Raw genomic sequence first — 14,956 nt, 5'->3', positions numbered from 1 at the left:
TTTTGTAAAGAAACCATTTGTTTTTCTTTTCTCTCATAATCTGGAGTTAAGAAACATACGATAAAGCCGCGTCCGTTTGTGACGCGGTTTTGGCGTTGTGTAAGCCGCCATGATCACAATGATGATTAAACGAGGGATGCTGCATGTCTACTGACCGATTTGCCAAGGCGGAGACCGGAGCCTGGGTAGGAATTATCGGGAATATCTTATTAGCTGGAGTCAAGGGAATAGCCGGATTTTTGTCCGGGAGCCAGGCGCTTATCGCAGATGCCTTTCATTCTGCTTCGGATGTAGCGGGTTCATTCGCTGTTCTAGTCGGTTTGAAGGCGGCTAAGCGTCCTCCAGACAAAGATCATCCATATGGTCACGGCAAGGCAGAATCGATTGCTGCAATTGTCGTCTCTGTACTGCTGCTGGTCGTGGGAATTGAACTGGCAATCTCTGCGGCTAAGTCAATATGGAATGGCAAAGTCGTCGTGCCAGAGTGGTATGCGCTGGCAGCTATTATTTTGTCCATCGTAGCGAAGGAGAGTATGTTCCAGTACAAATTCCGATTGGGCAAGCGCTTATCGTCGCAGGCATTAATTGCGAATGCGTGGGAGCATCGATCTGATGTATACTCGTCTATTGCGGCACTAGCAGGCGTTGGGGGAGCAATGATTGGCGGCAAACTAGGCATTAGCTGGCTTCTCTATTTAGATCCGATCGCGGGTGCTGTTGTAGCTCTGCTCGTCCTACGAATGGGGTATCGGCTCGTACTGGACTCCATCCACTCCACCATGGATCACGTCCTGCATGATGAGGATGCGAATCCACTTATTCGAGCAGTGCAATCCGTTGACGGTGTAATTACTGTTGATGAGCTGCGAGCGCGCGAGCACGGACATTATGTGATTGTAGATGTCAAAATTAGCGTCAATCCTCGCTTGACGGTAGCGGAAGGACATACAGTTGCCAAGCGAGTCAAAAAACATTTATTGCAGCGGTTTATCCATGTAGCAGATGTATTCGTACATGTGAATCCATTCGATCCGGGATTCCCTTATCGATCTCAGGAAGCACGTAGTGAGGATGCCTCCACATTGCTGCAATAAGGATAATAAAGGAGATAAAGAATGCTTCATCCACGTTCACGGTGGATCTGCGCGGCAACGTCAGACGAGCAAGTGAGTCGATTGGCACAAGAAGCCAAATTATCGCCATTGTTGGCTCGTATGATGGTCGTACGTGGGATTGACACTGCGGAGCAGATCCAGCAGTTTTTATATGCTGATGTCAACCAACTGCATGACCCGTTCCTCATGGCAGGGATGGAAGAAGCGGTGGAACGGATAAGACGGGCGTTAAATAGCGGAGAGAAAATTCGAATTTACGGTGACTATGATGCGGATGGCGTATCGAGTACTTCGCTTATGATTTACCTGATGAGAGAGTTAGAGGCGAACTTCGATTACTATATCCCGCATCGTGCGAATGAAGGATATGGACTCAACAATGGCGCGATTGATGATGCGAAGGCGCAAGGCTGTACGCTTATCGTAACCGTCGACACTGGCATTAGTGCCGTAGAGCAGGTTGCCTATGCGAAGGAGCTTGGCATTGATATCGTTGTTACGGATCACCATGAGCCGCCTGAGCAGCTTCCAGAAGCATATGCCCTCGTCAATCCGAAGCTTCCTTATTGCCCCTACCCATTCAAGGGATTGGCTGGGGTGGGCGTAGCTTTTAAGCTGGCTCATGCATTACTCGGCAATGTGCCGGAACATTATCTGGAGCTTGCTGCGATTGGAACAGTGGCTGACTTGATGCCGCTACTCGGAGAGAATCGAGTCATTGTTCAGGAAGCATTGAAACGCATGGCTCGTTCCCAATATGCGGGCATTCGCGCTTTGATGACCATTGGCGCGATAGATCCGACAGAAGTAACCTCGACAAGTATTGCCTTCTCAATGGCCCCGCGCATTAATGCAAGCGGTCGGCTCGATCATGCCGATATCGCGGTTCAATTGTTAACGGCTGATGAGGATGAGACAGCTATCGCTTATGCATCTGAGCTGGATCGATTGAATAAGGAGCGGCAGAAGATCGTAGAAGGCATCGTGAAGGAAGCAGAGGCACAGTTGACGGAGAAGATGACTGATACAGGCGAGGTTCCGAATGTCATCGTTCTCGCAGCAGAGGGCTGGAATGTCGGCGTTATCGGAATTGTTGCTTCGAAGATTGTAGAACGCTATTATCGGCCTACCTTCGTGCTTGGGATTGATGAAGAATCAGGACTTTGCAAGGGCTCGGCCCGTTCGATTGCAGGGTTTGATTTATATGAATCGATGACGGAATGCGCAGAGGTATTCGAACACTATGGCGGTCACCAGGCTGCCGCCGGGATGACGATTCATCGCGACCGATTATCCGAGCTGGAGGAACGCTTGAATAAGACGGCTGCGGAGAGATTGACCGAGGATGATTACATTCCATGCACGGAAGTCGATGCGGAATGTGAGCTTGATGATGTTCCGCTGGAAGTAATTGAGCAATTAGGGCGTCTAGCGCCATTCGGAATGGGCAATCCTAGTCCGCGTGTGGTTATTCGCAACGCGGTAGTACGCGATAAGCGCACGATGGGGAAAGAAGGACAACATTTAAAGTTGATGTTAGGCAAAGAGCGTGCTACATTGGATGCGGTGGCATTTCATAAAGGGGCATTGTCCTACCGAATTGCCAATGATGTGCAGGTTGATGTGCTTGGAGAGCTGTCGATCAATGAATGGAATGGACAGCGCAAGCCGCAGTTGATGATGCAGGATATCCAGATTACAGAACGACAGCTATTCGATCGTCGCGCAACTGCTCGTCCACTCGAATCAGCTATTGAGTTGGCAAGAACACTCGAGCAGGATGAACCGCTGACGAGCGCTCTACTTATGACACGAGAGCAAGCAGGAGTGTACGCCGCTGAACCGTTCGTCTGGTTGTATAGCGATGAGCTTGAAGGGCCTACCGTCATACCGAGCTCCTGGGCATGGGCAGCGGATGAGTCCATGCTTGGGAACGTGTCGAAGCATATCCATGAGCTCGTGCTGTGCAGTATCCCTCCATCGGAATGGGAGCTGAAGCGGTTGGCAGATCAGCTTCCGAATGTAGGAAGAATACATGCCATACTCCCGCGCCAGCCGGAAGGCGGGCGGCTGTTTACTCCTAGTCGTGATCGAATGGCCCATGCATATAGCGAACTAAAGCGAGTCGGCACTTGGGATATGGAAGTGTCAACGATGTCTTCGCTTGCGAAGAGATTGCGTATGAATGAACGAGAACTGCTGATGCTGATGGAAGTATTTAAGGAATTGGACTTTATTACTTGTACATCTTCTTCGAACAACAGCGTATACAGCATTGTACAGCAACCGAACAAAACATCACTTGAACAATCACAGCGCTATCAGGATTGGATGACCGCAGCAGCCTGGGAATCTCGCTGGTACGAACCAGTGACTGAGGAATTAGCGGCATGGATATGGTCATATTGGGATGAAGCGCGTTGCAAGTAAGCTATATTATATTTGGATAATTCCAAGGGAGGATTTTTGATGGATTTAAAACAGCATATTCGGGTGATTCCTGATTTCCCACAACCAGGCATCAGCTTCAAGGACATAACAACATTGTTGAAGGATGGCCAAGCCTACAAGGCGACCATTGAAGCGATGCATGAACTCGTAAAGGATAAGCAGATTGATCTCGTAGCAGGACCAGAAGCGCGCGGATTCGTAGTAGGTGCTCCATTGGCATTGTCTATCGGAGCTGGCTTCATTCCTGTCCGCAAGAGTGGTAAACTTCCAGGAGAGACGATTGAGGTCGGTTATGACTTGGAGTATGGCAAGGATAAGCTTGCTATGCACAAGGATGCCATTCAGCCTGGCCAAAAAGTGCTTATCGCAGATGACCTGCTCGCTACGGGCGGTACAATCAAGTCTACGATTGATCTCGTTCGTCAGTTGGGCGGCGAAGTCGTTGGTGCGGTATTCCTGATTGAGCTTAGTGAATTGAACGGCCGTGACAAATTGGGCGAAGGCATCGACGTTATTTCGCTCGTTCAATATTAATTCGTTCTCTTGTGAAGCAACGATAATAAAAATCCCCTGCCGCCTCTTCTTCCGTGATAGATGAAGATGCGTGCAAGGGATTTTTTTGTATGATTCAATATTATTCGTTAGACAAATGAAGCTTGTCCAAAATAATGAAGAACAGGTTCAGTACAATCGCAAGCACAGTTGCGAGCGCCATCCCTTTCAATTCAACAGCACCGAATTGGAGCTTGGCACCGCTGATCCCGATGACGATGACGAGGGTTGTCAGCAGCAGATTCTTCGGCTTGCTGAAGTCAACCTTGGAGTCCACAAGAACACGGAGACCAGATGCAGCAATGACCCCGAACAAGAGCAGGGATACGCCGCCCATAACGGGAACAGGAATGTTCGCAATCAATGCGGACACGTTGCCGAAGAACGACAGGATAACTGCGATTACAGCAGCGCCACCGACAACCCATACGGAGTATACGCGTGTCAGCGCCATAACGCCGATATTTTCACCATATGTTGTATTCGGTGTGGAACCCATGAAACCAGAAATGACAGTAGAAATACCATTACCAAGCAAGGAACGATGCAAGCCAGGTTCTTTGGATAAGTCTTTTCCTACAATGTTGCTCGTTACCATCAAGTGCCCGATATGCTCCACGACAACGACGAGCGCTGCGGGAATGATGGTAAGTATGGCAGTCATATTCCATTCTGGAGTTGTAACCGTAGGCAGTGAGATGAACGATGCCTCAACGACCTTATCCATATTCACATAGCCCATAAGGTAAGCCGACACATAACCAGTAATAATACCGATCAATATCGGGATAATCTTAAAGAATCCTCGGAACATAACATTACCGATTACGGTCACACCCAATGTGATCAATGCGAGCGTTACTGCTTTCCCATCCAATGGGGCATCTGGGCCAGCAGGAATGAAGCCAGACATGTTGGCAGCAACCGGTACAAGCTCCAAACCGATAACCGCAACAATGGCGCCCATTGCTGCAGGAGGGAATAATACGTCAAGCCAGCGAGTGCCTGCCATTTGGACAATGAGAGCCACTACGATAAATATAATACCTGATACGATAAAACCGCCAAGTGCTTGTGCATAATTCTCCGCATGACCAGAGAGAACGACCATAACCGGAGAAATGAAGGCGAAGCTCGATCCCAAATAAGCAGGAATCATACCGCGGCACAGAATGAGATAGAATAGTGTACCTAGTCCGTTCATCAGCAGTACAATCCCTGGATCGACTCCAAATAGGTTAGGTACAAGCACGGTAGAACCGAACATGGCGAACAAATGTTGAATGCTGAGCAGCAGCCCTGGAGCGAAGCCAGGTTTTTCATGCACTTGAATTTCGCGTTGCAAGCGAATGCACTCCTTTTTCAAATATGTAGTTGTATTCGGGCGTGTAGACAATCAATGTTCAAAAAGTTTGAGCTTCTTGAACTACCGCTAAGGCCCAACTATATAATTTACAGGTTAAGCCCCCTTCATTTCAACAACATTTTACTCGATTTGCATAAAAAAACGTCAAATGCCCATAAGAAACGAGATTATTCTGCAAATTTCGACATATATAAACACCACTCACGGATGATAAGGATCGGAAACCATTGACGAGTGACACCGAATAAAGGCATAATTATAGGATACTCTGTAATCTAGGGGAGGTGTCCCCGGATGAAGAAAGGAACCGAGTCGACTCCAATGGGTATCGAGCAATTAATTGAGAAAGCTGCGACCTATATGAAAGAACCGGATCTCGATCGCATCCGCGATGCATACGAATTTGCGGACAAAGCGCATACCGGACAAGTCCGGAAATCCGGTGAACCTTATATATTGCATCCGTTGGCCGTTGCAGACATCGTTGTTGGCATGCAGATGGATCCTACCTCTGTCGTTGCGGCCTTGCTGCACGACGTCGTAGAAGATACATCCGTATCCCTGGAGGAAGTGCGAGCTAAGTTCGGGGAGACTTGCGCGATGCTCGTTGACGGACTGACGAAGCTGGAACGCATCCAATTCCGCTCTAAAGAAGAGCAGCAAAATGAAAACTATCGCAAAATGTTCGTAGCTATGGCAAATGATATCCGAGTCATCGTCATTAAGCTGGCGGACAGACTGCATAATATGAGAACGCTCAAATTTCAGTCGGAGGAAAGCCAGCGCCGTATCGCGTATGAAACGCTGGAAATTTTCTGTCCGATTGCGCATCGTCTGGGTATTTCCGCGATCAAATGGGAGATGGAGGACATTGCGCTTCGGTATTTGAATCCGCAGCAGTATTATCGCATTGCGAATTTGATGCATAAGAAGCGGGCAGAACGTGAGCAGTACATTTCGGATGTCATTTCCCGGATCAAAGAAAAACTCGATGAGATGGGAATTACAGCTGATCTGTCAGGACGCCCAAAACATATTTATAGTGTGTACAAAAAAATGACGGCGAAGAGCAAGCAGTTCAACGAGATCTATGATTTGCTTGCCATTCGAATTATTGTCGACAATATTAAAGACTGTTACGCGACCTTAGGGATTATCCACACACTGTGGAAGCCGATGCCAGGTAGATTCAAAGACTATATTGCGATGCCGAAGACGAACATGTATCAGTCCTTGCATACAACGGTCATCGGGCCTACGGGCGAGCCTACGGAAGTTCAGATTCGCACTTGGGACATGCACCGTACGGCCGAGTACGGTATCGCGGCTCATTGGGCCTACAAAGAGGGGAATGGCACGATTGGCGGCAGCTTCGAAGAGAAGATGCACTTCTTGCGTGAAATCTTGGATTTGCAGCAGGAAACCAAGGATGCCCAGGAATTTGTTGAGTCGCTCAAAATGGATTTCTTCTCTGATCTCGTATTTGTATTTACGCCGAAGGGAGAAGTTATTGAGCTTCCATCCGGTTCAGTACCGCTCGACTTCGCCTTCCGCATCCATACGGAAGTTGGAAATCGGACGATCGGTGCGAAGGTGAATGGACGGATCGTACCGCTTGATCATCAGCTGAAGACCGGGGATATCGTTGAGATCTTAACTTCAAAGCATTCCTATGGTCCTAGCCCGGACTGGATTAAGATCGCACAATCTTCGCATGCGCGCTCCAAGATTAAGCAATGGTTCAAGAAGGAGAAGCGAGAAGAGAATGTGCAGAAGGGCCGGGAATCCATTGAACGTGAACTGAAGCGTCTTGGGCTCGAGACATCCGTATGGATGGCTGATGAGAAGCTGATGGAAGCAGCCAAGAAATTCAACTTCAACGATATAGAAGATATGATGTCTGCCGTAGGCTTCAGCGGGATCACTGCAGCGCAGGTATGCACTCGCATGACGGAGAAGATGCGCAAGGAAGCCGAGGAAGCAAGTCAGATTGAATTGACGCATGAAGTGAAGGAAGTCAAGAAGGAGCCTGTTCGCAAGCATCGTCCGACTCACGGCATTACCGTTAAGGGAATCGACAATCTCCTCGTTCGCTTTGCCCGGTGCTGCAATCCAGTGCCGGGGGACGATATTGTCGGGTATGTAACCCGCGGAAGAGGCGTATCTGTCCATCGGGCAGATTGCGTGAATGTCGTATCGACAACGGATGGCGAAGACGCTGCACGGATGATTGATGTGGAGTGGGGAGAGTCTGCTGAGGCGAATTATAGTGTCGATATCGAGATTACGGGGATGGATCGCCGTGGCTTCTTGAACGAAGTGCTGCAGGCTGTATCCGAGAGCAAGACCAATATAGCAGCAGTGTCTGGACGTTCTGACCGTAATAAGCTGGCCATGATTCATATGACGATTCTTATTCGAAATACGGATCATCTTCAGTCTGTAGTAGAGAAGATCAAACGAGTAAAAGACGTATACACAGTGCAGCGAATTATGCAATAATTCGCTGCCTTTTTACATGCAAGGACGTTGGTAATAGAAGGATAAAATGGCGGATGACAGGAACGCTTATCTAGCATGCCAGCCCCTCAAGGGTGTTGTAACCGCAATATGGGACTAAGGAGGATGACGACATGAAGGTAGTTGTACAGCGCTGCAAGGAGGCGCATGTGGACGTTGATGGAGTAATAGTTGGCGGGATTGGACAGGGTTTAATGCTTCTTGTGGGCATTACACACGAAGATACAGAGCGAGATATTGAATGGATGGCGGATAAACTTGCAGGTCTTCGTATTTTTGAAGATGAATCTGGTAAAATGAACAGCTCGGTGCAGGATGTAGGCGGCAGCATTTTATCGGTATCTCAGTTTACCTTATACGGGGATTGCCGGAAGGGAAGACGCCCGAACTTCATGGCAGCGGCTCGTCCTGAGCAGGCGGAACCATTATATGATTTATTCAATGAACGTCTTCGTACACTAGGTTTGGAAGTTGCGACTGGGAAGTTCGGAGCCATGATGGATGTGCATCTTATTAATGACGGACCGGTTACGCTAGTCGTCGATAGCCGTACCGAATAACAGCTTCCTGACTGGCTATACTAGAACTGGCACTTCTGTGACGCACAAGGCAAAGGAGCGATTCGATGCGCCAGTCCCTGCATCAGTTAGCAATCCAGTACAGCTGCTTGTCAGGAATGCAGTCGCTGCGTGAATCCGCTGCGGCATTGCAGCAAGAGGAAGAGCATAGGCAAGCGACACGTCGAAATGGCGAAGGCATGAAGCGGTAAACTAATCGAAGTCTGCATCATACCAGTGGATGCGCCCTTTTGGGGCGTATTTTTTTGCTTTGATGTTGGAGAGGAAGAGCCAGAAATAAAGCGCTTTATTTTTTGTAATCTTATTGTAATCTTTGTTTCATGTTTCCTTAACATTGGATACCTATAATAACAGACATGACCCCCTTTTAAAAATATATCTTATTGATAAACCTACAGTGATGTAGGTTTTTTTCTTGACTTTAGCGTGCTACATCCTTACAATGTTCTTTATATTCCGACTTTACATGTAAATGAAAATGATGATTTGATGACAGGAACAAGTAATTCGTACCCACATATGCAGAGAGAGGTTCCACGGCTGGAAGAACCTTGATGATGGACGGATGAATGACATCCTCGAGAACCTGCGGCGAAGCGAGAAGCATCGATCTTGGATAAAGCATTGAGCTCTCAAGGTAGGACACCTAATGTCCAAGTAGCCGTATGGCGTATGACGTACGTTACACGTGAATGAAGCGTAATCGGAGATTTCGATGTGCAGCCGATATAGGGCACAGTGCTTGCGATTGCGGAATGTGGGTGGCACCACGGGTGAATGGAACATACCATCTCTCGTCCCTTTGCAAATGAATCATTTGCGGGGCGGGAGATTTTTTATTTTATAGACAAAACGATTAGGAGGTTAGCGCTCATGGCATATCAAAAACCTACGGGTACGCAGGATTTGCTGCCTGGCACGGTTGAAATTTGGCAAACGGTTGAGCAAAAAGCTCGGGATATCTGCCGTCGTTTCAACTTTAAGGAAATCCGGACTCCAATCTTCGAACAGACTGAACTGTTCGAGCGCGGTGTTGGTGAAACAACGGATATCGTTGAGAAGGAAATGTATACGTTCCGGGATAAGGGCGACCGCAGCATGACACTGCGTCCAGAGAATACTGCAGGCGTAGTTCGCTCGTATGTAGAGAACAAGCTGTATGGTGAACCGGACTTGACGAAGCTGTATTACATGGGGCCGATGTTCCGGTATGAACGCCCGCAGGCGGGTCGCTATCGCCAGTTCCACCAATTCGGCGTGGAAGCCTTCGGGTCTGTTGATCCTAGCTTAGACGCTGAAATTGTTGCTCTTGGCTATCAGTTCATGAAGGATATTGGCTTGAGCGGTGTTCGTGTCGAGATTAACTCTGTCGGCAACGCACCGAGCCGTGCGGCTTACCGCGAGACTTTGCTTGGCTTCCTGATGCCGATGAAGGAGACACTGTGCAAGGATTGTCAATCCCGGATGGAGCGTAATCCGCTGCGTGTGCTCGACTGTAAGGTCGATCAGGACAAGTTCACGAATGCACCATCGATTCTGGACAGCTTGGATGAAGAATGTGCAACACACTTCGAGAAGGTGAAGCAGCACTTAACGGCGATGGGCGTCGAGTATGAAGTGAACCACCGTCTTGTGCGCGGCTTGGATTACTATACGCATACGGCATTCGAATATAAGGCCCAAGGGATTGGAGCCATTGATACCGTAGGGGGCGGAGGCCGCTACAATGGTCTAGTCGCTGATATCGGCGGTCCTGAGCAGACAGGTATTGGCTTCGGTATCGGGATGGAGCGAATTGTGCTTCTGCTTGATAAGCAAGGCATTGCCTGCAATGAGCAGCCGCCGCTTGATATTTATCTCGTAGGACTTGGTGAACAAGCAGAGAATGAGGTGACGAAGCTGTTGTACGCATTGCGTACAGCTGGCATCGCTGCCGAGAAGGACTACCAAGGACGCAAGATGAAGGCGCAAATGAAATCAGCCGATCGCATGAAGGCTCGGTATGCAGGGATTCTCGGCGATGACGAATTGGCACGTGGGGAGATCGCGTTGAAGCATCTGGAAACAGGAGAGCAGCAGTTCGTGAAGCTGGAGCAATTGGCTGAAGCAATCGAAAGAGCTTAACTAGGCTCAATTCCATTCGTAAATGGATGAACTATATTAATGTGAGGAGCGTGCATCCTATGATGTACAAAACGCATCAGTGCGGAAAAATTACAAAAGAACGAATTGGCGAAACGGTTACCCTGAATGGATGGGTACAGCGTCGTCGTGACTTGGGCGGGGTATTATTTATTGATTTGCGCGACAGAAGCGGTCTTGTACAGGTCGTATTCAACCCTGATTTCTCTCAAGAGGCTCACGACATTGCAGATCGTGCGCGTAACGAGTATGTGCTTGCTGTTCGCGGTACAGTCGTTGAACGCGATGCAGAAACGGTGAACCCGAATCTGCCAACAGGAGAGGTAGAAGTACGCGTAACGGAAATTGAAATCTTAAATGCAGCGAAGAACCCGCCATTCTTCATCGAAGACGGCATTGAAATTGATGAGTCCCTTCGTTTGAAATATCGTTACCTCGATCTTCGTCGTCCGGAAATGCAAAAGACACTGATGCTTCGTTCCAAAGCAACGAAAGTATTCCGTGATTTCTTGGAAGAGAATGAATTCATCGATGTAGAAACACCAATCTTGACAATGATTACGCCAGAAGGCGCACGTGACTACCTAGTACCAAGCCGTGTGCATCCAGGTGAATTCTATGCATTGCCGCAATCGCCGCAAATCTTCAAGCAGCTGCTTATGGTATCCGGCGTTGAGCGTTACTATCAGATTGCGCGCTGTTTCCGCGATGAAGACTTGCGTGCAGACCGTCAACCAGAATTCACTCAGGTGGACATCGAAACGTCCTTCATGTCTACAGAGCAATTGCATGAAATGATGGAGCAATTGATGGTTCGTTTGTTCAAGACAACATTAGGAGTAGATATTCCTACGCCATTCCAACGCATTACGTACCAAGATGCAATGGAGAAATACGGTTCCGATAAGCCGGATCTTCGCTTTGGCCTTGAGCTTGTGGATGTGTGCGATATCGTACAAAACAGCGGCGTGAAGGTGTTTGGGTCAGTAATCGAAAAGGGCGGCGTTGTTAAAGTCCTGAATGCAAAAGGCTGCGGAACATGGAGCCGTAAGGACATCGATGATTTGGCACCGTATGCAGCACGCTATGGTGCGAAAGGCTTGGCTTGGATTCAAGTGAAGGACGGCGAATTCCGCGGTCCAATCGTGAAGTTCATGAGCGAGGAAGAAATCGCATCCCTTCGTGAGCGTACAGGCGCAGAAGAGGGAGACTTGCTGCTCTTCTCTGCGGACAAGCGTAAAGTGGTATACGATGTGCTCGGCAACCTTCGTCTCTTGATCGGCCGCCGCTTGAACCTGATCGATGACAATGCGTTCAAGTTCGCATGGGTTGTTGACTTCCCATTGCTTGGCTACGACGAAGAAGCGAAGCGTTATGTAGCGGAACACCATCCGTTCACACGTCCGAAGGACGAAGACTTGGCATTGTTCGATACTGATCCTGGCCAAATCCGCGCTCAAGCTTATGACCTTGTCTTGAATGGTTATGAAATCGGCGGCGGTTCGATGCGTATTTACAACCGCGATGTACAAGAGAAGATGTTCGCGGCGCTTGGCTTCACACCAGAAGAAGCACAACAAAAATTCGGCTTCTTGATGAATGCCTTCGAATATGGTACGCCTCCACACGGCGGTATTGCATTCGGCTTGGATCGCCTCGTAATGCTGCTTGCAGGACGTACGAACTTGCGCGAGACGATCGCATTCCCGAAAACGGCAAGCGCAACAGACTTGATGACAGATGCGCCTAACGTAGTTGATAAGTCTCAGTTGGATGTTTTGCATATTAAGTCGACGTACAAGAAGAAAGAAAAAGAAGAAAAGACTCAAGAGAATAACGAAGAGCAATAAGCCGGACGGCTGAAAAGAAGCTGTTAGCATATAACGCCCCTCTCCCGAAATTCCTATCTAGCGGATGCTTGGGCAAGGGGCGTTCCGCTATGTTCTTGAGCCCGTCTATGGTACGATAGAAGGTAGTAGATTAAGCATCTAAGATGCGAACTTGATGCATGATGGCTTTTTGTGCAGAAGTGTTGCCATTTGTGCAGGCGTGTGCCAATTGACGTGCAAATATTGCACATCACACGATGCATAAACCATGCATGGATAATGAGACGCAGGAGGAAAAGGACGTTATGCTGCATCAATTTTCACGTACGGAACTCGCAATTGGACCTGAAGGATTAGAGAAGCTGAAAAACAGCACAGTTGCAGTTCTAGGAATCGGCGGTGTCGGCTCAATGGCTGCAGAAGCATTGGCACGCACCGGTGTAGGCCGAATTATTCTCATTGATAAAGATACAGTCGATATTACGAACATTAACCGGCAAATTCATGCCTTGACGACAACAGTAGGTCAGAAGAAGGCGGAGTTGATGCGTGAGCGGATTAAGCTAATTAATCCTGACTGCGACGCGATCGCGCTTAACATGTTCTATACAGAAGAAACCTATGAGGAACTGTTCAAGTATGAACTAGATTATGTTGTCGATGCATCAGATACGATTGTTTATAAAATTCACTTGATTAAAGAATGCTTGAAACGTAAAATACCTATCATTTCCAGCATGGGTGCGGCGAACAAGATGGATCCTTCGCGCTTCCAAGTGGCTGACATTTCGCAGACGTCTTACGACCCGATTGCCCGCGTCATTCGGCAAAAGCTGCGCAAGGATGGCATTCGCAAAGGGGTCAAGGTTGTGTTCTCTACAGAGGAGCCGATCAAGCCGCGTGAGGATGTTACGGAGCGCATCGTACCGGATACTGCCCCTGATATTCGCAAGGCGAAGCAGCCGCCATCCAGTAACGCATTCGTACCGCCGGTAGCCGGGCTTATTATGGTCAGTGTCGTGATTCGCGATATGCTGGCAGACTTGTAATTCGTGGTGACAGATATGGATCTATTCTCTTATGGGGAAGAACAGCAGCATCCGACGATGCGATTGCTGGCTGATCGAATCCGGCCAAGAACATTGGAAGAATATATCGGCCAAGAACATATTGTAGGGCCGGGGAGACTGCTGCGGAGAGCGATTGAAGCGGATCGGGTCTCCTCGATATTACTGTATGGCCCCCCAGGCTGCGGCAAGACAACGCTCGCGAATATCATCTCGGAGCAGACAAAGGGTGAATTTGTTCGTTTAAATGCTGTCGATGCATCAGTTAAGGATGTTCGAGCCGTAATTGAACAGGCGGATACGAACAAGAAGATGTACAACACCAAGACCATTCTGTTCTTGGATGAGGTTCATCGCTTCAATCGATCGCAGCAGGATGCCTTGCTGCCTGCCGTTGAGAAGGGGACGATTATATTCATCGGCGCAACAACGGAAAATCCATTCCATCATGTAAATGGAGCGTTGATCAGTCGTTCGACCTTGTTCCAATTAAAGCCGCTCACGAAGGAGCACTCGCTGATGGCGATGAAGCGTGCTTTGGTGGATAAGGAGCGTGGGCTTGGCTTCATGCCGATTCAGGCAGACCCGGATGCGCTTGAGCATATCGCTTCCATGGCGAATGGTGACATACGCCGTGCATTGAACGCGCTGGAGATGGCGGTAATGACGACGACACCGGAGGAAGACGGGACAGTCCACATTACGCTGGAAGTGGCGGAAGAATCCGTTCGGCGGCCGACTGTGCAGGCAGATGAATCTGTACAGTATGACGTCTTGTCCGCCTTCCACAAGAGTATTCGCGGCTCCAGTGATGCGGCATTGTACTGGTTCCTGTATGCGGTCGAGAAGCTGGGCATGGATCCAATGACGTTCATTCGCAGATTAACCGTTGCATGCAGCGAGGATATCGGATTGGCGAACCCGCAAGCAATGGTGCAGGCTGTGAGCGCATTGGAGGCCTATCATCGAATTGGCTGGCCGGAGTCGAAGTACATCGTGGCACAAGCTATCTTATTCGCGGTAGAAAGTCCGAAGTCCAACTCGATACCGCTTGCCATTGCTCGTGTCATGCAGGCGTTTGAAGATATTAAGACCGCTGAAGTGCCATTGCATTTGCGAGATACCCACTATAAAGGCGCGGACAAGCTCGGACACAAGGGCTATCAGTATCCACACGACTACCCAGGACACTATGTAGAGCAGCAATACCTGCCTGACCTGATCAAGAAGCGGGTATTCTTTATGGCGAATGATCAGGGGACAGAAGCGAAGATGCGCATCAACCAAGAGCGGAGAAGAGGCTCGCATGGGCGAGGCGACGTTTAGTATGTTTAAT

At 48.8% G+C, this 14,956-nt stretch carries 11 protein-coding genes; 10 read left to right on the top strand and 1 reads right to left on the bottom strand.

What is annotated here, in order from left to right:
- Window positions 1-143: 143 nt before the first annotated feature.
- The 3 genes from BLS15_RS11675 to BLS15_RS11665 are packed head-to-tail and all read left to right on the top strand — an operon-like array spanning window position 144 to window position 4,100.
- Window positions 144-1,094 carry a cation diffusion facilitator family transporter gene (locus BLS15_RS11675; RefSeq protein ID WP_021257024.1) on the top strand — a complete coding sequence of 317 codons (951 nt, stop codon included), beginning with the start codon at window positions 144-146 and terminating at the stop codon, window positions 1,092-1,094.
- Between the two features lie 21 nt (window positions 1,095-1,115).
- Window positions 1,116-3,545 (top strand): single-stranded-DNA-specific exonuclease RecJ, encoded by a 2,430-nt coding sequence (gene recJ / locus BLS15_RS11670; protein WP_021257023.1) that lies wholly within the window; start codon window positions 1,116-1,118, stop codon window positions 3,543-3,545.
- Window positions 3,546-3,584: 39 nt separating this feature from the next.
- A complete protein-coding gene (locus tag BLS15_RS11665) occupies window positions 3,585-4,100 on the top strand; it encodes an adenine phosphoribosyltransferase (protein WP_021257022.1) in 516 nt (171 codons plus the stop codon).
- Between the two features lie 100 nt (window positions 4,101-4,200).
- On the opposite strand, the gene uraA is transcribed toward BLS15_RS11665, so the two are convergent.
- Window positions 4,201-5,463 carry a uracil permease gene (uraA, locus tag BLS15_RS11660; protein WP_028531401.1) on the bottom strand — a complete coding sequence of 421 codons (1,263 nt, stop codon included), beginning with the start codon at window positions 5,461-5,463 and terminating at the stop codon, window positions 4,201-4,203.
- A 342-nt stretch (window positions 5,464-5,805) separates the two neighbouring features.
- On the opposite strand from uraA, the gene BLS15_RS11655 reads away from it, so the two are divergent.
- The 7 genes from BLS15_RS11655 (at window position 5,806) to BLS15_RS11625 (ending at window position 14,946) form a co-directional block, all read left to right on the top strand.
- Window positions 5,806-7,986 (top strand): RelA/SpoT family protein, encoded by a 2,181-nt coding sequence (locus BLS15_RS11655; protein WP_028531400.1) that lies wholly within the window; start codon window positions 5,806-5,808, stop codon window positions 7,984-7,986.
- Between the two features lie 131 nt (window positions 7,987-8,117).
- The gene (gene dtd / locus BLS15_RS11650; RefSeq protein WP_021257020.1) at window positions 8,118-8,564 is read left to right on the top strand and encodes a D-aminoacyl-tRNA deacylase; all 447 of its coding nucleotides are present in this window, start codon (window positions 8,118-8,120) and stop codon (window positions 8,562-8,564) included.
- Between the two features lie 65 nt (window positions 8,565-8,629).
- On the top strand, window positions 8,630-8,773 hold the full coding sequence (locus BLS15_RS28960; RefSeq protein ID WP_162833953.1) for a hypothetical protein: 144 nt from the start codon (window positions 8,630-8,632) through the stop codon (window positions 8,771-8,773).
- Window positions 8,774-9,455: 682 nt separating this feature from the next.
- Window positions 9,456-10,706 carry a histidine--tRNA ligase gene (gene hisS, locus BLS15_RS11640; protein WP_021257018.1) on the top strand — a complete coding sequence of 417 codons (1,251 nt, stop codon included), beginning with the start codon at window positions 9,456-9,458 and terminating at the stop codon, window positions 10,704-10,706.
- Between the two features lie 59 nt (window positions 10,707-10,765).
- Window positions 10,766-12,574, top strand: a complete 1,809-nt coding sequence (gene aspS, locus BLS15_RS11635; RefSeq protein WP_021257017.1) for an aspartate--tRNA ligase — start codon at window positions 10,766-10,768, stop codon at window positions 12,572-12,574.
- A gap of 284 nt (window positions 12,575-12,858) precedes the next feature.
- Window positions 12,859-13,602, top strand: coding sequence for a tRNA threonylcarbamoyladenosine dehydratase (locus BLS15_RS11630; RefSeq protein ID WP_021257016.1), 744 nt, complete (start codon window positions 12,859-12,861; stop codon window positions 13,600-13,602).
- A gap of 15 nt (window positions 13,603-13,617) precedes the next feature.
- Window positions 13,618-14,946 (top strand): replication-associated recombination protein A, encoded by a 1,329-nt coding sequence (locus BLS15_RS11625; RefSeq protein ID WP_036666517.1) that lies wholly within the window; start codon window positions 13,618-13,620, stop codon window positions 14,944-14,946.
- Window positions 14,947-14,956: the final 10 nt, after the last annotated feature.

This window comes from Paenibacillus sp. cl6col (assembly GCF_900102125.1).
In the GTDB taxonomy this organism is placed as follows: Bacteria; Bacillota; Bacilli; order Paenibacillales; family Paenibacillaceae; genus Paenibacillus_B; species Paenibacillus_B suaedae.
Note: the sequence above shows the minus strand (reverse complement) of the source record. Positions and strands in the feature narration are given on the sequence as shown.